This window comes from Agarivorans sp. Z349TD_8, assembly GCF_050870825.2.
Classification (GTDB): domain Bacteria; phylum Pseudomonadota; class Gammaproteobacteria; order Enterobacterales; family Celerinatantimonadaceae; genus Agarivorans.
Genome location: NZ_CP194037.2, coordinates 3,375,697 through 3,396,178 on the forward strand (window position 1 = coordinate 3,375,697; position 20,482 = coordinate 3,396,178).

The following is a 20,482-nucleotide window of genomic DNA, read 5'->3' on the forward strand; positions in this document are numbered from 1 at the left end:
AGGAGTGAGTGGCCAATGAGTAAATCGGTTTGTCCGTTTAACCAACGGATTGTAGAGCATTACCAACAGCTATCTGGCACCGCCCGAGTGGTGGCCGATTACTTACAGCACCACCCGGACAAGGTTTTAATTTTATCCACTGCAGAAATTGCTCAGGCCTGTAAAGTTTCAAAAGCCAGCGTTAGTCGATTTTTTCGCCAGCTCGGTTATCAAGACCATCAGCAAGTTTGCGATGAACTGCGCCAGCAGCGCGAATGGGGCCAACCGCTGCTCACCAATCAGCCGGGCAGCCATGGCGATAAAGAGGATATTCAGAGCATCAATCAGCTCTATCAACAACTAGAGCCTCTCGATTTCCATTTACTAGTCGAACAAATTAGTCACGCCAAAGCGGTCACCATTATTGGCTACCGCAATAGCTACCCTTTAGCGATGCACCTGCGCGAACAACTCACCCAATGTCGGCCAAACGTGAATTTGCTACCGCTGCCAGGGCAAAGTATTGGTGAAGATCTCAGCCAGCTTAGGGCTGATGACTTAGTCATCGTGATTGGGATCCGCCGTCGCCCCAAATTGTTCTCCGCGCTAATTGAGCAAATTAGTCACTGTAATAGTGTGCTGATCACTGACCAATCGGGACAACGCTATGCCAAAGACGTAAAACACCTATTAGTTTGTCCGATGAGCAACCATACAGCACTCGACAGTTATGCGGCACCGATGAGTTTATTGGCACACTTAAGTAATAAAATTTACGACTATTTGGGCACTGCTGCGCAGCAACGTAGTGCCGCAATCAGCAAGCAATATCAGTTGCTGGATGAACTAGAGCATTATAACTAAGGCAAGTTTTACTCAATCTAGACATCGGGCCTATGCGCCGATGTCATATTAGTAATCAAACTTGGAACTGCTTAACATCGACCATGAAACGATTGCCTCTAGTTATGCTAAATTAGATGCATTTGACTCAAATCTTGAGTCTGTGAACACAACATACGAGAACGATAAGGACAATCATGAGCCAAGTAATCACCGCCAGCGCCAACACCGATGCGCCAGAGTTTAGCCGTCAATTTATCAACTTAGCCGATCACCGCCTCGGCAGCACTGTGGTTGCAGTCAGTGATGACTTTTTTGCCAAAGCCGACCGCATGCTGAATCACCTACCAGCGGTTTTTTATCCCGACAAGTATGACGATAATGGTAAATGGATGGATGGTTGGGAAAGCCGTCGTCGCCGCGATGCGGGCCATGATTGGAGCATTGTGAAACTGGGCGTAAAAGGTATTGTGAAAGGTGTACAAGTAGATACCCATTTTTTCACCGGCAACTTTGCCCCCGCCGTAAGTTTGGAAGTTTGTCATAGCGAACAGGAACAACCCGACAGCGAAACCCAATGGCAAGCCCTGCTCCCTGCCAGCGCGCTCGCAGGCGACAGTAGCCAGTTTTTTGAAGTGAGCACAACTCAGGCCGTGACCCATATACGAGTGAATATTTTTCCCGATGGCGGGATTGCTCGCTTAAGAGTATTTGGCCTGCCACAAGCCGATATTCAAAGTGGCGAGAAAATCGATTTGGTCGCCTTAGTTAATGGTGGCCGGGTGGTTGGCTTTAACGATGCCCACTACGGTACCCCCAGTAATTTGCTGGCACCAGGCAAAGGCGTCAACATGGGAGATGGCTGGGAAACCCGCCGTCGCCGTGAACCCGGTAACGACTGGTGTATTATCGCCTTGGGTCAAGCTGGCAGCGTTGAAGAAATTGAAATCGCCACCACCCACTTTAAAGGTAACTTCCCCGATAAGTTATCGATTCAAGCGGCGCACATTAGTGACCCGAACGATTTAAGCCTAATTAGCCAGAGTATGTTTTGGCCGGAACTATTGGCAGCTCAGCCACTCAGCGCTGATCATGATCACCACTTCAGCCAAGTAAATCCACTGGGTCCGATCACCCATATTCGAGTTAACATCTATCCCGATGGTGGGATCAGTCGCGTCAGATTGTGGGGTAAGGCATAGGAAGTCATATGGTAAATCACATTGATTTATATCTGGAGCCTCTCAGCCAAAGCGCATTTAGCACCTTTGGCGAGGTGATACAAACCGATGGCAGCGAGCATTTCAGCATCAATGCTGGCAGCACCGAGCGCTATCACAACTTAGCCGACCTACAATGCAGTGGTCGCCACAGCAAAATGATTGCCTCAATCTTCAGAGGGCAAGCCTTTGACTTGCCTCTCAGCATCAAGATGATGGAGCACCATCCTTACGGGAGTCAGTTATTTATGCCCCTGCAACAACGCCCCTATGTGGTGGTGGTTGCCCCCGCAGGCGAGCTAAAAGAAGGGCAAATCAAAGCCTTTTTGGCACAGGGTAATCAAGGGGTGAATTATCACAGCGGTGTATGGCACCATCCGCTGATTAGCCTTGAACAAGTTAGTGACTTTTTAGTGATTGACCGCAGTGGTGAAGAAGCTAATTGTGTCGAACAAAACTTAAGCCAATCCATCAGGCTATTGTTTTCTGAGTAAGCTCTTTGAATTCGGGCGGCAGCGTATCACGGCTGTGCCCGAGTGCAAGCCAACCACTTAAGCGCTAAGGCTGCAAGCACAGACTAACTCATCACGTATTCGCTGTAATAAGTAGCTTTCGCGCTCAATCGACATGCCTGCTTTGGGGTTATTAGCCAGCGTATCCAGATTATGGGCAATCGCTTGTTCGATGTTCACCCAACGCGGCTGCATCCCGTTGTTCACTTCATAATCTTCTAATGATGTTTTGCCAAGCTTTGGATCAATGTTGCAGGTATAGCAATAAGACCGCATATGCAAGTAGTCGGCGTCTTCTTTATACCAGGGGCGGTACTCTTCGTAGCAACCAAAGGGCACAATGTCACGAATGTTTTGCGCACCAGTTTCCTCTCTCAACTCCCGCCGCAATGCCGCAACTAATGTTTCATTAGCGTCGACGCCTCCGCCAGGTAAGCTGTAGTCATGATAACGCTCGGTATACATTAGCAAAATATCATCGCCGTTTAATACAATCGCACGTGCCGCCAAACGCTCGAGGCTACGACCTTCAAGACTGGCAATTTGAGGATGAACGGTAGATTGAAGAAGACGCATCGAAACAGCAAACCAGCAAACTAAAAATGAGGCGGCAAAATTACCAAACAAAATCGCTGTCCGCAAGCGGCAAGCGCTGCTCAACTCGCAGAGACCATGTGCATTAAGGCTGGTAAATATACTGCTGATAGCTAGGGTCGATGCCCTCGATATAGGGATTATCTAGTCGGAATATTTTACGATGTCGAAGATCCACAAAATCGAGACTTTCGCCATAGTATTTTTTCCATAACGCCATTAGAGAGCCATCGTAATAGGCCTTAAGCAAGCCTTGTTTAATTCGATTAGCCGCATCAGCATTTGCTTTATTGGTGAAAAAAAATCGAGGCAAAGGATAATAAAGCGCAATATGTTTATCGTATAGCAGCCCTTCAATGTTTTGGTGTGCTTGATACTCAGCTAAGAGCTCGTTACTACCCCGAGAAAATAAATCAAAGCGCCCTTTGGCGACCATTTTAAATAGCGCTTGATAAGTACCACCAAGCACTACCTTAAAATTATGATATTTTAAGATTTCACTATCAAGCCACCCAGCCCCCTGCCCAATCGTAAACTCTTTTAATTGCTCAATATTATCCACTGCCTGAAGCGCTTGCTGAGATTGAGCAGAAACAAAAAATACACGATAACCCACGATGCCCAAATCAACGGGGAAATCTGCATAACTATATTGCTTAAGATTTTCAGTTGAGACCGACAACTTAGTAAAAAAATTACTAAACAAATTCCCCTCAACGGACTTCAAGGCTCGACTAGAATTCATTCGAGGCACGAGATCTAGTTTATAGCTGCCATGAGAACTCACCGTTTTCTCTAAAGCAAGCCGAAACAAGGCGATACTATATTCACTACGCGTATCATTCACATGCTCTTTTCCCCGATAAGTAAAGGTTGTGAGCGCAAAAGAAGGTAATGATAATATCAGTAAACAAAGGCCAACTAGGCCATTGCGCAAAAAATAGCCCACGCATACTCCTCAATACATATTAACTATGCTTAAGTGTAATGTTTCACTCAGCGTTATCTTTTATCTCTATCGCAAGTTATAAAATTTCTGGGAGCAATAAATTGTATAAATCAATTAGGGTTGATAAATATACTGTTGATAACTGTTATCAATCCCTTGTAAAAATGGATTTTCAATCTGAAAAATCTTTCTATTCTTCAATTCGACCAAGCGAATACTGTCTGCATAATACTGGTTCCAAAGCTTCATCAAAGAGCCATCATCATAAGCCATTAATAATCCTTGTTTGATTCTTTGAGTCGCTTCAACATTCGAATGATGGCTAAAGAAAAATCTTGGCAAGGGGTAATATAGGGCAAGCCGTTTATCAATCAATAAATCGCCTATCGACTGGTGTACCTGATACTCTGCATAGATCTCATTACTACCGCGAGAAAATAGATCGAAACGACCTTTAGCAACCATCTTAAATAAACTCTCATAGGGACTGCCCAGAATCACGCGAAAACCATTGTGTTTAAGAATTTCGCTATCCAGCCAACCAATACCTTGCCCAATCGTAAAAGACTTAAGCTGCTCTATATTTTCGACTTCATCCAATTTATCTTTTGCTTGCGGCGAAACAAAAAATATCCGATAGCCAACAACTCCTAAGTCCACAGGAAAGTCGACATAACTAAGTTGCTCTAAACGCTTCTTTGAGACCGACTGCTTGGTAAAAAAATTAGGCCAAGTATTCGCTAATGCAGCTTTTAATCCTCGAGATGTATTCATGTTAGGAATAATATTTAACTGATATTCACCATGTGTCGAGACGGTTTTATCTAATGCCAGACGAAACAGTGCAATATCGTACTCTGCGCGAATATCATTGGGGCTTTCCTTCCCACGGCAGGTGTAAATGGTGGTCGCTAAGCTAGAAAATGATAAGCCAACAAAGTACAGCGTAAGCACCACATACATAAGTAAAGATTTCACAGCGCCTCCTAGTGCCAGTGAAGCCATTCGCTTATTTGAGTATAAGTCAAAAATACAGATATTATTTTTGCCATATTCTCGCCTGATCGCGGTTCAAACAAAATCGCGCCAGCGCTAAGCTCTAGTGCGCTTTGACGGTCCATTTTTAATCTCGACCCGCACCTTGCCAATCAAAGTGAGAAGCAAATATGGCGCGCCTTTCTTACCGAAGAAAAAGAGTTTTTAGCCGTCTCGCCGCTCGTTCCTTTAAGCTTAGCCAGGCTTAGTCGGTAACTGACACATTGGAACGCTTCGCAACCCTCTTCACTAGATGGGTAGCAAAATGCTACTGAAGGATATCAAGAAGGCCTCAGCAGCTATCAAACCGCAAAGCTGTCGCTGAAATAAAACCTTACAAACTCATCAATTCATCACACCACATTACAAACGAATGTATCAGTAAAGTTTACAAAAAGTAACTCTATTATCAACAGAAATACCTAAGCGAATGATATTAAATGCATTACTACTTAGAGCGTTTTTACTTAAGAACTTGAAAATAATAAGACAGTAACGGAACTCTTCTTTGAGCATATTAAAAGAAATTAACAAGTGAATAAGAAAATTCTGGCCTTGACCGCTATTACAACGATTGTTATCCAAGCGAGTATGTTGACCAGTTTTGGCGGAGACGCTGGTTATGGCGAGCTTGCCATGCCTGCAACGATGATAGCTCGTCTAATCGACTCGACCTTCCCTTCGAGGTTAACTATTTTGGAAATCATGACCAAAGCTTCTTCGTTAATCATAATGGTAAGCTCACCTTCGAAAGCTCACTCGAAGGTTGTACGCCGCAACCCCTTCCGCTTGCGAACCAAGCGATGATTAGGCCATTTTGGGCCGACATAGACAACGTTGTGGCGATTGCGGCTCGGTCTATGTTGGTAGCCCATCCGATGGGTTGTGGCCGTGACCAGGGATAATGTTGGCTACGATGAAAATCATGACAATAAAACCAATAGCTTCCAAGCAGTGCTGATCGACCGATCTGATAAGGGTACAGGCAACTTTAATGTTGAATTTCGCTACGATCACCTAGACTGGACCACTAGTGATGCCTCTGATGGTAGCGGTGATTTTGGTGGAGCACCAGCGCAAGCAGGCGACGATGCAGGAGATGGCAAAAACTACTTTGCCTTATCGAGCTCATTCAGTGCCGAAATTGGTAATTTGGCCACCACTTCCAATACCGATGAAGACAGAGTGTGGCGCTTTGCGATTCGCGAGGGCGCGCTACCCGGAGCCACTCCCGAGAACCCAATTATGCCAGTGGTGGTTGACGGTGGTTGGTCATTTGACTTTAATGTTGGCGTCAATGAACCGATTTTTATCGTTCCAGATGTGGCGGTCGGTCATGACTATATTGTTGACCAAGGCCCTAATATGATGCAACGCTCTGGCCTTCTTAAAAGTTTAGCGAGGCCAGAAGTCTTCGATTTTAGCGCTGTCATCTAAATACCTAGTGCCGAGAGGTTCATCTTGCACTAAATCATATTTTAGAAGTGACCCCCTCCGCCGACCTCAGAGGTTTCAGCGGAGTTCCACAGACAAACCCGCCAAAATTCACTTTGCAGGTAACACTTGTCGGCTGACCAACTCGGCTCGGGATTGTGCATCCTGCTGTTCCTTACTGAATGATCACGCCTCAATTGTCGATACCATAAACCTACAAACCAAGCTCACTTAGCCCGAGATGCTCGTCTGGTCGACGCCCTAAGGGCCAGTGAAACTTTCGTTCCGTTTCATCAATGGCCAAATCATTAATACTGGCAATACGAAGTTGCATCAAACCATGCTCATCAAACTCCCAGTTCTCATTCCCGTAAGCCCGGTACCATTGGCCATCGGCAGCACACCATTCATAAGCAAAACGCACCGCAATTCGATGATCGCTATACGCCCATAGTTCTTTAATCAAACGATATTGCTGTTCTTTCTCCCACTTGCGCTGCAAAAATGCTTCTATCTGTTCTCGGCCCGTCACAAACTCAGCGCGATTACGCCATTGACAATCTTTAGTATAAGCCGAGGCCACCTTAACCGGATCTTGAGAATTCCAGCCATCTTCAGCCATCCGAACCTTTTGTGCTGCGCTCTGCGCGTCAAATGGTGGTAGTGGTAAACGTTGTTCAGTGCTCATTGTCATCCTTCAATATTAGAGATTCATTAGAGTAAAAAATAAATAGCCTGTTGGTGATTTTTCCCTTAGCAAAATTTAAGGCCACGCTTTGATAAGACAAGATCAAGAATAACAACATCAAGCGAACTCGATGGACCTTCTCTCGCAATTCAAAGTCGTACAATTTCAACATGCTTATTTCCCTTGCTGCACCTTTAAGCGCCAGCCAAAGTATACAGATCTGTCTACTTCGAAACTAGTCTAGGAGACAAATCTGTCTACGTCAACTAAATTTTCACGCCACCTAAATGAAAAGAGGTGCTCAAAATCAACTTGTCGAAATGAGAGACAGAACGGTATACTAAAGAAAAACAGGACTTACGATGGCGAGCAGCAAACGAGACCAGCTTATCGATACCGCACAACGACTATTTTACCAACATGGCTTTCGTGCCACTGGTATCGATGCGGTATTAGCTGAGTCGGGGGTCGCAAAAAAAACGCTATACAATCATTTTAAATCTAAAGAAGAGCTAATCATTGCCACCTTAACAAGGCGTGACCAGCAATTTATGGATTTACTACAAGCAGAAGTGAAACGCTTAACGAGCAAGCAAGATTGTGCTCCACAGTTGGCCCCTATCATGGCCTTTTTTGATGGTTTAAATCACTGGATTAATTCTGATAGTTTTTTTGGCTGCATGTTTATTAATGCCTCAGCTGAATATCCACGTCACAATGACCCGGTCCACATCACCTGCGCCACTCACAAAGAACAAGTTATAAACTTCATTGAAGATCTACTCAGCGATTTACAACTCAATCACTCAGCAGCCATCGCTCGCCAGCTCTCAATCCTTGTGGATGGGGCGATTGTTGGCGCGCACACTACTGGTGATTATCATTCGCCACTCGATGCCAAAGCCATTGCTCAAGTGATACTCACTGCTCACCTCCAGTTGGCATAAAAATGCACCTATCACAACACCGACCTGCAAGCCATTTAAAACAACAACCATAGCACTCGATAGCGCAGCGGATAAAATAATAACAAATCGCTTATTTATTCTATTAACCATTTGATAAATTGGTTAAAAATACTTATTTAAACAAGTTTAATCATTTTTATTACGACTAACTGATAAAAACGTTACTTACTTCCATTCAAACATTGTTAAAACTAGCTATAATTTACTTCATTAATACTAATTTGAGCTAAATTCAAAGGAATATGATGGTTGTCGATGATGTTTTATTTCAAAAAGTTAAAGACTTTAGCCCACAGCCTTGGTCAATTGACCTCGATAACCAACGATTAAACTGCTCTCGTCAACTCATGAGCGCTCTGGGTTACCCAAAGCAAAACATGCTCACTTTATCCCAACTTTATGCCGCCTTTGAAACTCAACAGTTACAGCTATTAAAACAACATATCGCTGAAGTTCGAGAAACCGGGATTGGACTGAACCAAACCACCGTCATCAATACATATAAACATCGTTATATCGCCGAAATAATGATTTGCGACATGCCTAAAAACGGAAGTATGGTGAAAGGAAGCATTCAATTTACGCAGTATTTTCTAACCAAACAGCAAGAACTTGAGTTTCTTAAAAAACTATTTTCTAAGTCTAGCGAAGCATTCATGATTGCCGATGCAAACCATAGTATCTTGATTGTGAACCAAGCGTTTTGTGATGTTACTGGCTACGCCGAACATGAGCTGCTTGGCAAGCCAGCATCGATACTCAAAAGTGGTCGCTACACGTTCTCCTTTTATGAAAAACTATGGCAATACGTCGATGAACATAAAATATGGTTTGGTGAACGATTAGCTAAAACCAAACAAGGTGAAATTTTTGCTCATGAGGGCAGAATACAACGCATCGACTTAGAAGACTCTTCCCATGTATATGTCTCGGCGAGCCACAAACTCGATGTATCAACACATATGTGGCAACACGATAATCTCGAAGAAGTCTCTAAGGTTCATATTCCCGATAAACAATCCTTTATTAGCCTACTAGACGAAAGCTTTAAACAGCTGAGTCATGACATGACCATAATTTGCATTACTTTCGACCTTCAAATGCTACAAACACTCAGTAAACTCACACAACACTGGTTGATATCTCAACGCTTTGCTCGCTTAACCTTTACTGGTCACTTAGGCTTAGTCAACGAAAGTATGTATGCAGCCTATTTTGTTGTAAGCAAGCAAGTCGAGCCGATTGACCAAACCCTAAAAAAAGTCATATTCGTCTTAGAAGGCAATGATGAAAGCAATAACATGGGTTTATCAGCCAACATTACCGCTGGAGTATCAGTACTCTATATCGATGCCAAAAGTCCAACTCAGTTACTCAGTCACTCGGTCCAAGCCTTAATCGCCAACAGCCGTCTGGCAAAGTCCTCACTGTATTATTTTGACCGACGCCTAACCAAACGTTTTGATCGGAAAAATACTTTAGCCACCTTGTTAAAGCAGGCCTTAGCAAAAAAAAATATTGCGGTTTACTATCAACCCATTGTCGATATATCTGAGCTTAAAATAGTCAAGTTTGAAGCGTTATTCCGGGCACAATTAGAAACAGACATAAACTATTCCACCCAAGAACTTATCGAAATTGCCGAAGAATTTAATTGGATAGACAAAATTGATGACTTAGTCACAACACAAGCCTTAAAAGTTTTGCCCTTGCTACAAAAACACTACGCGAACGACCAAATAGGCTTGTCGATCAATCGTTCGGTCAACAATGATCGCATTGCTCACTGCTGCTTAGAAGATACGCTTAAGATCTTAGAACAAAGTAAAGTTGATTTAAACCTAGTCACCCTCGAACTCACTGAATCCGCATATTTCGAAGATTCAAACTATCATGCTAAATGGATTAATAAACTAAAAGCTCATGGCGTTTCTATCGCTCTCGATGATTTTGGTACCGGCTTTTCTTCTCTCTCTTATTTACGTCAGCTTCCAGTAAGCATTGTAAAAATAGACCGCTCCTTTGTGTCTGGCCTTACCAAGCAATCCAATGAATATGAAATGATTAATATGTTGTGTAGGCTAACACATAAAATTGGCGGAAAAATTATTGCTGAAGGCGCTGAAACCGAACAAGAGCTTCACCTATTATCCAGCTTAGGGGTTGATATGATCCAAGGTTATATATTTGATAAACCAAAGAGCTTACAGGACATACTCAGTACCCCAACTCATGGAACTTTCCTACAGTTTCAGACGCTACTGTCTCGCGCTAATGCTGAGAATGCACAGGCAATCATGCGGCGTGACTTTCCCAAAATATCCACCGATGACAAACTAAAAAAAGCACTCGAGTCATTTACCAAACACAAGGTAAAGCAGCTCATCGTTATCGAACATAGTCAGTGTCGAGGGATATTACATATCTGTGATGTGAATGCTGCAATTAGCCCTTACCTCAATACCAAAGGAGAGCAACATAGAGATTTAGTCACACTCAATAAAAGAGTTCATCAAGTGATGAGTAAAAACTTTTTAGAAGTTTCGATGGATACCCCAGTTAAACATTTCTATCCTAAACTCATCGAGGATCCTGATATGGTGGTGGTGGTGGTCGGCTCTAGCGGTGTTTGCGTTGGCGTAATTGCACTTAAAGATATATTAATCCAACAAAGTGAAATACTTACATGCATCTAGACTTCAGACCTTATTCAAATATTGGCGTCCACTTTCATACAAATTAACGGATCAATCATCGATTCAATTGAATGGTTATTTTGCCGACAAAGCAACCCCTGCGCAAAACCATATCATTCAACATAGAGTTCAGACCGAGCCTGTAAATTAAATTGTGTAATTGCTTATAATTAGGCCTGAACAGGCTAAGGATAAGCAACATGGATAAGAAAGCTCTCGAAGCATTTGCTCGTGAAGCCGCTAAGTCAATCAAGACCCCTTCAGATCTAGATGACTTTCGTAAAATGTTAACCAAGGTGACTGTTGAGACAGCGTTAAATGCTGAGCTTGATGACCACCTCGGTTATCAGAAACACGCTGAAAAGCCCGATAAGAATAGTCGTAATGGTTATTCATCCAAGACCTTGATCACCGACGATGGTGAGATTGAACTGGATGTACCTCGAGACCGAGATGCCTCGTTTGAACCGAAGCTTGTTCGTAAGCATCAAACTCGATTTCAATCGATGGATGACAAGATATTAAGCCTTTACGCCAAAGGCATGACAACTCGTGAAATCGTCGCTACGTTCAAAGAAATGTACGATGCTGATGTCTCTGCAAGCCTCATATCTAAAGTTACCGACTCAGTTCTAGAGCAGGTTGTTGAATGGCAATCACGGCCACTGGATGTAGTCTATCCCATCGTCTACCTTGATTGCATCGTGGTGAAAATCCGCCAAAACAAACAGGTCGTCAATAAGGCGATTTACTTGGCTCTGGGCGTAAATATCGAAGGTCAGAAAGAACTTTTGGGGATGTGGATATCTGAAACGGAAGGTGCGAAGTTCTGGCTCAGCGTTCTCACTGAACTCCAGACTCGAGGTATCAACGACATTCTTATCGCTTGTGTTGATGGCTTGAAGGGCTTTCCAGATGCTATTAACGCCGTATTCCCAAAAACCCAAATACAGCTCTGTATCGTCCACATGGTGCGCAATTCAATGAAGTATGTCCCTTGGAAAGACTACAAGGCTGTAACGGCAGATCTCAAAGGTATTTACCAGTCGAATACCGAGGAAGAAGCGCTTCTGGCCCTCGAACAATTTGGTGACCAGTGGGATGATAAATACCCACAGATAAGCCGCTCTTGGACAGCGCATTGGGATAATTTAAATACATTGTTCAGCTACCCTCAGGACATTCGTAAAGCCATTTACACGACGAATGCGATAGAGTCCTTGAACAGTGTGATACGCAAAGCGACAAAGAAGCGTAAGCTATTCCCCACGGATGAATCAGCGAGGAAAGTTGTCTATCTTGCAATTATGGATGCATCGAAACGCTGGTCGATGCCAATAAGAAACTGGCGACAGGCTCTCAATCGCTTTATGATTATGTTTGAAGACCGACTTACTGATTACTTGTAACCCAAAGCAGTTACACAGAATTATTTACAGGGTCTTCAGACCTTCAAACAAGCAACTCACCAAACAATAGTTCTTCTTGATAAATAAGTGCTAGAAACCCGAACCTGTATTCTATACTCATGTAATGAAAACAGGATTGAAAATACCTCTTACCATTTTGCTGGTAAGTCTTTTACTCCCTATCGGGCAGGCCTACGCAGAGACAATAATTCAAGTAGGGGTGGTCGACCTCGACCTCGATAATAATAAAGAAGAGCCTCATCTACTTAATCTTAAGCAAGCCGCTAAGACCTTAAACGTACAACTAGAACTAATACAACTCCCCGATGCGCGCTCGCATCATCTGGCAGAAGAAGGTCAATTAGGAGGAGAAGCATTTCCCTACGACCTGCCGAACCGTCAAGCGAGCAGCATGATGAAAGTAAATGTGCCCATCGAAAAAACAGAGCTTTGGGTATGGGTTCACAAAAGTAACTCATGCCTTAGCGATCATCGTCGACTCAACCAACTGAAACCCGTTGGAGTCAATGGGATCCCCTACTTTGAACTGTTTTATCAGCTTTCCAATGTTGGTCATGCAAAAGTACAACATGCAGAGTCAATGCTAGAAATGTTGAACCGTCAACGAGCTGACTACTTTCCAGCATCGAAAAAAGCAGTAGCTTACTTGTTTAACGAAGTGCAACGCACCGATCTTAAAGCTTGTTTTGAACATCCCTATATAGAAATTCAAAGCTACTTCTATTTAAATAAACAATACCAACATCTAATTGAACCATTTGAGCAGCAACTACGAAAAGTCATTCAGCAACATACCGATGATGACACTTTGAAATAACGCCCCCGACCAAGAAATTAACTTGATTTAAGCGGACTAAACGAGCATTGAAATAGAAAAAACTTAATCATGAGACACTAACAGCCGCCTAGCCTAATTAACTAATTTTCTAAAGTTAGTAGTGCCGCAATTCAACTGCTGCTACTGTTATGCTTCAATGATGCAAAACCACAGCAGGAGGATAGGTTTGAGTCGCTCTTCTTTCCAACAATTTCACTGGCATTCGAAACAATTTGCCTTAGCCAGTAATGACATTCATGCTTTTTACCACTTACTCGCCGAACAGATGCAAGGTTTAGCCTTGACCAAAAAGACCCTGGGTCATATTGAAGGCTATCCGCTGGAATTATATCAATCTGCTAATCCTCAACCGAAACTGGCAAATGTTTTGATTAGCGCTGGTTTTCATGGCGAAGAAGCAGCCGGCCCTTGGGGAATGCTCAAGTTTTTATCCACACTTGAACCCAGTATCACTGAGCAACTCAACCTGAGCCTGTTGCCCTTGGTGAATCCCACCGGATTTAAAGCCGGTCATCGTTTTAATCAATTTGGCGAGAACCCTAACCGAGGTTTTCTTGTCGACAAAGGCCGTGCTAAACCAGCAGAAGATTGCTCGCGGGAAGGACAGCTATTAATCGCGCAACAAGCCCTGCTCAAAAACTTAAGCCAAGATGGGATCCTCACTTGTCACGAAGATGTATTACAACATAATTGTTATGTTTACTCTTTTGAGCCGGAGGCCGCAGCAGGTCCATTCAGCTATACCTTACGCGATAGCTTAGCTGAATATTTCCCAGTTGCCGCCGATGAAAGTATCGATGGTTGCAAGCTTGAAGATGGTTTGATCCATAATCATTACGACAGCTCGTTCGAATCCTGTTTAGTTAAGCTAGGAGCCAAACGCGGTGCTTGTAGTGAGACACCAGCCTTAGAAGATTTTGATCAGCGCATCAATGCGAACTGCGCAGTGATGCAGCAATTTGTTAGTGCATCGATCGAATATCACACCAAACAAGTCTGAATATTGCCAGACTGAGGGGGATGAATCGTCGAGGATAAGTGTGGACAATATACTGATGGTGGATGTCTGCCAACCAGCCCCATGAAAGTTCGTCATCGACATAGTTCATGGGGCGAACCCGACTGTAAAACTGCCAGTAACAACAGGATTGCGTCGGCACTTAGATGTCGTAGCTTAGACGCTTATTCTTGCCGACAAAAATTCATCCGGTTCGCTTCCTTAAGTCAGCACCTAGCACTCGCTTCGATGATAAGTACACGTTTATCTCGAACTAAAATAAACCACTAAAATAAACCACGAAAACGCAATAACCGCCACGCTTATTCAGGCTTATTATCAGACTCTGACTGCAAATCAAGATGCATTTCGATGACCCCTTCTTCTAATTCAAATTTAACTCGAAACCCTAGATGTTTAGCCAATCCAGCCATGCCTCGATTTTGCATCATCGTAATACCACTTAAGGTCTGAGTTCCCATACTTTGATAATAACGAATTAATTTTTGTAGCAATTGCTTACCAATTCCCTGCCCCTGTAAATCACTCCTAACCGCCATGGCAAATTCTGCTTCTAGGTTATCGGGATCAATAGAGGCTCGAACCACCCCTAAAATGGCTCGGTTATCACAGGCTTGTTCATCGACAGCAATAAAAGCCATTTCTCTGGCATAATCAATTTGAGTGAGCAAGGCCATTTCTTCGTGGGTCATTTGTCCACGAGCGCCAAAATAGCGTTTATAACGATCCTCTTCACTTAAAGAAGAGTCGAACGCTAAATGATTCGGCTCATCCTCAGGCAAAATAGGCCGCAGCAATACCCGAGTGCCACTCTTTATTTGGCAGTATTCTTCCAGCTCCTTAGGATAAGGACGAATCGCTAAACGTTGTACGCTCGGTTGCTCAGCATTCTGTAAGCGCATATTAACATCGAGTAAAATAATGCTATCTCCAGCAGCAAGAACCGGATTTAAATCTAAACGAGCAATTTCTGGACAATCGATGATCAAATTAGAGAGTCGAGTCAGCATGGTACATAAAGCCTCCATTTTCAGGCCATTGGGCAATTTTCGGTCTCGGATCTTTTGAGTCTTTAAGGCACTAATGACTAAGTAACGCGCCAAGCTCATATTTAATGGTGGCAGTGCTACGGCAGCATCTTTGGTTTCGTCCCATTCCGAGCCGCCTTCGCCTAAGAAAATCGCAGGGCCAAACACCGGATCGGTAATCACCGCAACTCTCAGTTCTTGAGCGCCTGCGGTCAGCGCCATTCGTTGCAAAATCATACCTTCCATTCTGGCGTCAGGAAAAGCCAGCTTCACTCGCGCCAACATCGATTCGGCTGCAATTGCCAACTCCTGTCGATTATTGATATTTAGGCTCACACCATGCACATCCGACTTATGTAGAATGTCCGGTGATTGTATTTTTAAGGCGACAGGGTAACCGATATCGTCAGCACACCGCACCGCTTCTTCAACGTTAGGCACCAACCAGGTATCAATGGTTTGCAAGCCATAAGCTTGTAGTAATTGCTTCGCATCATGAGTTTCCAAGACCATTTTCTGTTGCTCTAAGGCTTGATGCAGTACCGCTTTGGCAGAACCATCGGGATCGAAAATGGGATCGTCCATCGTACTTGGAGTTTCCGATAACAGCTTTTGATTGCGCCTAAATTCGACCATATGCATGAACGCCCCCACGGCACCCTCAGGTGTTCGATAACTTGGGATCCCAGCTTCGCTAAACGCTAAACGACCAGGATAAGCCGTTTTCTCCCCCATCCAATTGGTCAAAATATTAAGCCGTCGAGCGCGGCTATCTTGTTTAATTACCTCGATTAAAGCCGTAGCGGTGGCTTCCGCTCCCGCCAAGGCCGAGGGCGCATACATCAATAACAAAGCATCCGCTTCGCCACTACCAGCAACTATATCTAAGGCCTTCGCGTAACGACTCGGATCTGCATCACCAATAATATCTAAGGGATTTTGCCCAGACCAACCAACAGGTAACACCTTGGCCAAGTGAGCCAGAGTAGCGCTAGAAAACTGAGCGAGCTTTCCCCCCCGCTCCAATAGCGCATCAACCGCTAACACTGCAGGCCCACCACCATTACTAATGATCGCTAAACGTTCACCCTTTAAAGGATTGGCATAAGTTAATGTTTCAACAGCGGCGAACAATTCATGTAAGTCATTGACTCGTAACATCCCCGCGCGCTTAAACGCCGCATCATAAACCGCATCATTCCCCACGGGCCCGCCAGTGTGCAACGCCGCAGCCTGTGCCCCTAATCGACTACGACCAGACTTAATCACCAATATGGCCTTGTTACGCGACGCAGCACGTGCCGCCGACATAAAGCGCTGGGTATCCTTGACCGAATCAATATATAGCATGATCACTTGGGTTTTCGGATCTCGTGAAAGATAATCCAGTAATTCGCCAAAATCGATATCTAAGGCATCTCCCAGAGAGATAAACGATGAAAAGCCGATCCCTTTGTTATTCGCCCAGTCTAAGACCGTGGTACATACCGCAGCAGACTGTGAAACAAACGCAATTTTTCCAGATCGGCAGTAAGTGTGAGCGAAAGAAGCATTTAGCCCGATATTTGGTAACATAATACCAAGGCTATTTGGTCCTAATATTCGCATCCCATAGCGCTGGGCAAACATTCGTAACTGCTCAAGAACTTTTAACTCATTTTCGTCTTCAGCACTGTCCAAAACTCCTGCCGTAATAATTGCGGTTTTGCAGCCAAATTGGCCTAACTTTTCAATCTGCTCTGGAAGTCGCGCGGCATTCACACACAGAATGGCTAAATCGGGGCGTATAGGTAATTTCTCAATACTGGGATAAGCAAGCACCCCGAGCACCGCCTTATATTTTGGCGTCACTGGCATCACGGGTCCATTAAAGCCAGCGCTCATTAAATTTTTCATAACCACATTACCCGAGCGTAAACTTCGATTCGAGGCGCCAATAACCGCTATCGATTGAGGAGAAAACAGATCGTGGAGCTTTCGCTGACTCATTCTTTAATTCTCACATTAAATAATTTAACTAGGGCCTGTTGAACTAATACGATCAATATTAGCTCAAAATAAAACTACGTTAATCGTGTAGAAAGATATAAAACTTGGTTTAATAAGCCATTCCCTTGCAGACTTCCTTTAAAAGAGAAAATTCTAAAAAACCGTTGAGCGCGATTAGCGAAGAATCAATACCCCAGAATCATCCGGAAATCACCTCACCCATTGGCGTAATTAGAACTCTCTTTGTCGTTTGCCAAACTCAAGCCATCCACTAGCGCCATCCAACATTTATAGCTGAAAAATCGAGAAAATTTTAAATTTGCCACTGGCTCAATAGATGCCGCCTGATGAAAATCGAAGCCACCTTGCAACATAGCAACTACAATAAACACAAAACAACTTAAGTTTTTTTAAGTTGAGCTACTTTTTCAAACAAATAACTAGACAAAAAAGTGTTTTTTATTCATACCTAGGGCATGTTGATACAAAACAAACCCTGCAATTTTAAGGAAAAAAAGCATGGCCTTAAGTTCTATGAGAGCAATCGACCACATGACCAAAAATCCGGTAACAGTAAAACCGGCGACCTCACTTTTTGAAGCTATTGATATCATGTTAGCTGCTAAGGTATCGGGTGCAACTGTGCTCAACGAACAGCGTGAAGTCGTAGGGGTAATTTCTGAGATAGACTGTTTACAAGCCATCCTAAAAGGCACCTATCATGGAGAGATCGGTGGCATGGTAAAAGAATTTATGACCGAAGAAGTGGATAGCGTGAGCCCAGATATGGATATCCTCGCCGTTGCCGAAAAACTCATCAACGATAAGCGCCGCAGATTACCAGTCGTAAAAGACGGCAAATTTATTGGTCAGTATAGTATCCGCAGTATTCTGAATGCAGTAAAAGACTTTAATATAAGCTAGCAGCAATTCGCACTTATATACCAATAGGCAGCAAACCGTTGCCTATTGGTGACGTTTAAAGCAAGCTTCTAAGCAGTTTGGTTCACCACCATTTGCTCTTGTAAACCTTCAATCTCAGCAATGATGTTTAGAGTGTTTTCACTATCAGGGATCATCAAGTCAAGCTCTGCGGTAAATACGTTTTCTCCAGCATCTGGCACACTCATACGATGACACTCTAACTTATTGACGCTCACCCCATGCCCCATCAATAAACGGGTTATATCATTAATCAAACCAGGGCGGTCCTCCGCATCAATCACTAAGCTCACCGCATCAGCACGACTAAGGTGGGCAGCCTTACACTCACGAATACTTAATTGTACATCGGGCAGATCTTGAAGGGCTTGTTGCAAGGCTTGATTATTCTTTTGCGGTACTTGCACTTTAAAGATGCACGCAAGCTGGCCATCAAGGTTCACCACTCGACTACTCAACCAAGTTCCTTGGTAGGAGTGGGTCAAATCAGCCAAGTTATTGAGTGTGCCTGGTTTATCTTCACCAATAACAGAAACTAAAAATAGCGCGCTCATACGCCTACCCCTTTTGCTATAAACCTAATTTAAGTCTATACCAAATAGGGGCGAACAGTGTGACCAAAGCCATTTTTTGATGGTGTATCTAGTAAAAGCCTTCAAAAATACCAAATAAGGACAAAATACTTTATTTTTTAATTACTTTTATATTTCACTCACAGAAATAGTTTGTGCTGCTCAAGCACAAAGCGACTATTGTTGGTAGACGCCTACATTGCTAAAACCAGCATCTTGTAAGTACAAAGCTTGCAGTTTACTCATGACGCCACGATCGCAATACAGCAGGTAATGTTTGCTCTGATCTAAGTCGCCAAATTGAGTGGCCAGTCTAAAGAAGGGAAGATGAATCACCGCCACCTTATCCATGGTAAAAGGTTTGAGCTCTTGCTCCTCTGGTGAGCGAATATCTAATACAACCGCTTCTTTGTCATTTTCAAGTTCAACAATATCAACTTGGTGAATTTGCGCATCGGATTCTTTCACAATGTCTCGAATATCGGTGATCCGGCATGCTTCGACAACCTGCTCCAAAATGCCAAAATCGAACTTTTCTTCTTCTGCCAATAATTTTGACTCAACCGCCTTCACGGTCGGTTTATTCGAAATTACCCCACAATACTCTGGCATTGTTTCAGCAAAATCACCGGTGCCAATACGCTTGGCAATATCGATAATATCTTGTTTATCGGTTGCAATCAGTGGCCGCAGGATCAATGTTTCGGAAACTCGGTCAATCATGCCTAAATTCACTAAGGTTTGGCTGGAAACTTGGCCCACAGCTTCACCTGTCACCAAGGCAGGGATATCGAGTTGTTGAGCCACCTTGGAGGCTGCGCGTACCATCATCCGTTTCAGTACCACCCCCATTTGGCCGTTTTCAACTTTTTCCAAGATCTCATTCACCACCGGATCAAAATCAACGGCAACAAATTTAACCCGATGTGAAGAGCCAAAGCGTTTCCAAAGATGATGGGCAACTTGCTTCACGCCTAATTCGTGGGCCCGGCCTCCCAAATTAAAGAAACAATAATGAACCTTCGCCCCTCGCTTAATCAGCTGGTAGCTGGACACACCAGAATCAAAACCACCAGAAATTAAAGATAATACGCTTTCTTGAGTGGCAATTGGAAACCCACCCAAACCTTGATGTTTTGCCTGCACTAGGTAAACACAATCATCGGTTACTTCCAATTTCACGGTCACGTCTGGGTTTTTAAGCCGAACCCCATTACTCTCACAATGTTGATTTAAACCACCACCAACATAACGCTCCACTTCAATCGATGAGAAGTCTTGTTTGCCACTGCGCTTTACTCGCACGCAAAAGGTTTTATCTTTGAGCCGATCTTTCCACACGTCGTAAGTGAGTTCATACAAACTATGTAAATCGGTATAACTTTGCTGAGACACTTCTAAGAAATGGACAATACCGGGGGTCGACGACAGAGCTTCAATCAAGGCCTCTCGGTTTTGTTCGCTATCGTTACGAGAAGTAACAACCATCCGATCCCAATCTAAGCGCACCCGAATCGTTTCATCAATAGGACTGAGTACGTTACGAATATTACTTTGAAGGATCTTACTAAAGCGCTTGCGCACCGGCTTACTCTTCATAGCAATTTCAGGGAATAGTTTAACGATAAACTTCATAACTCAGGGCCTCGACAAATTTGGCCGCGAATTATAACGCGAGTTCAGCCAACGAGCCAATTTTGTTTAATGTAGACCCAAACTTAAACGCGCAGCCAAACAGGGAGATAAC

General features: G+C 43.7%; 17 protein-coding genes and 1 pseudogene. 11 read left to right on the plus strand and 7 right to left on the minus strand.

Annotated features, from left to right (window positions below; genetic code table 11):
* Nucleotides 1-15: 15 nt before the first annotated feature.
* From ACRRS1_RS15230 to ACRRS1_RS15240, 3 genes are all read left to right on the plus strand, one after another.
* A complete protein-coding gene (locus ACRRS1_RS15230) occupies nt 16-843 on the plus strand; it encodes a MurR/RpiR family transcriptional regulator (RefSeq protein ID WP_432459796.1) in 828 nt (275 codons plus the stop codon).
* A gap of 176 nt (nt 844-1,019) precedes the next feature.
* The gene (alc, locus tag ACRRS1_RS15235; RefSeq protein ID WP_432467455.1) at nt 1,020-2,024 is read left to right on the plus strand and encodes an allantoicase; all 1,005 of its coding nucleotides are present in this window, start codon (nt 1,020-1,022) and stop codon (nt 2,022-2,024) included.
* Between the two features lie 8 nt (nt 2,025-2,032).
* Nucleotides 2,033-2,536, plus strand: coding sequence for an ureidoglycolate lyase (locus ACRRS1_RS15240; RefSeq protein WP_432467453.1), 504 nt, complete (start codon nt 2,033-2,035; stop codon nt 2,534-2,536).
* 57 nt (nt 2,537-2,593) lie between these two features.
* Here the strand turns inward: ACRRS1_RS15240 and ACRRS1_RS15245 are convergent, their stop codons facing one another.
* From ACRRS1_RS15245 to ACRRS1_RS15255, 3 genes are all read right to left on the minus strand, one after another.
* A complete protein-coding gene (locus ACRRS1_RS15245; protein ID WP_432461126.1) occupies nt 2,594-3,130 on the minus strand; it encodes an NUDIX hydrolase in 537 nt (178 codons plus the stop codon).
* A 103-nt stretch (nt 3,131-3,233) separates the two neighbouring features.
* The gene (locus ACRRS1_RS15250; RefSeq protein WP_432452336.1) at nt 3,234-4,097 is read right to left on the minus strand and encodes a hypothetical protein; all 864 of its coding nucleotides are present in this window, start codon (nt 4,095-4,097) and stop codon (nt 3,234-3,236) included.
* Nucleotides 4,098-4,211: 114 nt separating this feature from the next.
* Nucleotides 4,212-5,075, minus strand: a complete 864-nt coding sequence (locus ACRRS1_RS15255; RefSeq protein ID WP_432452335.1) for a hypothetical protein — start codon at nt 5,073-5,075, stop codon at nt 4,212-4,214.
* 827 nt (nt 5,076-5,902) lie between these two features.
* On the opposite strand from ACRRS1_RS15255, the pseudogene ACRRS1_RS15260 reads away from it, so the two are divergent.
* Nucleotides 5,903-6,037 (plus strand): annotated as a pseudogene (locus ACRRS1_RS15260) (hypothetical protein); the annotation flags it as partial.
* Entirely contained in the window at nt 6,024-6,569 is a 546-nt protein-coding gene (locus ACRRS1_RS15265; protein WP_439035999.1) for a nidogen-like domain-containing protein, read from the plus strand. The pseudogene ACRRS1_RS15260 and the gene ACRRS1_RS15265, both read left to right, overlap by 14 nt.
* A 211-nt stretch (nt 6,570-6,780) precedes the next feature.
* Here the strand turns inward: ACRRS1_RS15265 and ACRRS1_RS15270 are convergent, their stop codons facing one another.
* Complete coding sequence (locus ACRRS1_RS15270) at nt 6,781-7,254, minus strand: DUF1348 family protein (protein ID WP_432459799.1); 474 nt, start codon at nt 7,252-7,254, stop codon at nt 6,781-6,783.
* Nucleotides 7,255-7,616: 362 nt separating this feature from the next.
* Between ACRRS1_RS15270 and ACRRS1_RS15275 the strand changes: the two genes are divergently transcribed.
* From ACRRS1_RS15275 to ACRRS1_RS15295, 5 genes are all read left to right on the plus strand, one after another.
* Nucleotides 7,617-8,201 (plus strand): TetR/AcrR family transcriptional regulator, encoded by a 585-nt coding sequence (locus ACRRS1_RS15275; RefSeq protein WP_432459800.1) that lies wholly within the window; start codon nt 7,617-7,619, stop codon nt 8,199-8,201.
* Nucleotides 8,202-8,464: 263 nt separating this feature from the next.
* Nucleotides 8,465-10,918, plus strand: a complete 2,454-nt coding sequence (locus tag ACRRS1_RS15280; protein WP_432467451.1) for an EAL domain-containing protein — start codon at nt 8,465-8,467, stop codon at nt 10,916-10,918.
* A 200-nt stretch (nt 10,919-11,118) separates the two neighbouring features.
* Nucleotides 11,119-12,327: an IS256 family transposase gene (locus ACRRS1_RS15285; RefSeq protein ID WP_432467449.1), complete on the plus strand. Its 1,209-nt coding sequence runs from the start codon at nt 11,119-11,121 to the stop codon at nt 12,325-12,327.
* Nucleotides 12,328-12,463: 136 nt separating this feature from the next.
* Nucleotides 12,464-13,165, plus strand: coding sequence for a hypothetical protein (locus ACRRS1_RS15290; RefSeq protein WP_432467448.1), 702 nt, complete (start codon nt 12,464-12,466; stop codon nt 13,163-13,165).
* A 187-nt stretch (nt 13,166-13,352) separates the two neighbouring features.
* On the plus strand, nt 13,353-14,186 hold the full coding sequence (locus ACRRS1_RS15295; protein ID WP_432467446.1) for an N-acetyl-ornithine deacetylase: 834 nt from the start codon (nt 13,353-13,355) through the stop codon (nt 14,184-14,186).
* 320 nt (nt 14,187-14,506) lie between these two features.
* Here ACRRS1_RS15295 and ACRRS1_RS15300 read toward each other — a convergent pair whose 3' ends face one another.
* The gene (locus ACRRS1_RS15300; protein ID WP_432467444.1) at nt 14,507-17,221 is read right to left on the minus strand and encodes a bifunctional acetate--CoA ligase family protein/GNAT family N-acetyltransferase; all 2,715 of its coding nucleotides are present in this window, start codon (nt 17,219-17,221) and stop codon (nt 14,507-14,509) included.
* 519 nt (nt 17,222-17,740) lie between these two features.
* Between ACRRS1_RS15300 and ACRRS1_RS15305 the strand changes: the two genes are divergently transcribed.
* Nucleotides 17,741-18,145: a CBS domain-containing protein gene (locus ACRRS1_RS15305; protein ID WP_432452327.1), complete on the plus strand. Its 405-nt coding sequence runs from the start codon at nt 17,741-17,743 to the stop codon at nt 18,143-18,145.
* Nucleotides 18,146-18,213: 68 nt separating this feature from the next.
* On the opposite strand, the gene ACRRS1_RS15310 is transcribed toward ACRRS1_RS15305, so the two are convergent.
* Both ACRRS1_RS15310 and thiI read right to left on the minus strand, forming a co-directional pair.
* Nucleotides 18,214-18,717, minus strand: a complete 504-nt coding sequence (locus ACRRS1_RS15310) for a glycine cleavage system protein R (RefSeq protein ID WP_432467443.1) — start codon at nt 18,715-18,717, stop codon at nt 18,214-18,216.
* 195 nt (nt 18,718-18,912) lie between these two features.
* Nucleotides 18,913-20,370 carry a tRNA uracil 4-sulfurtransferase ThiI gene (thiI, locus tag ACRRS1_RS15315; protein WP_432467442.1) on the minus strand — a complete coding sequence of 486 codons (1,458 nt, stop codon included), beginning with the start codon at nt 20,368-20,370 and terminating at the stop codon, nt 18,913-18,915.
* Nucleotides 20,371-20,482 lie beyond the last annotated feature (112 nt).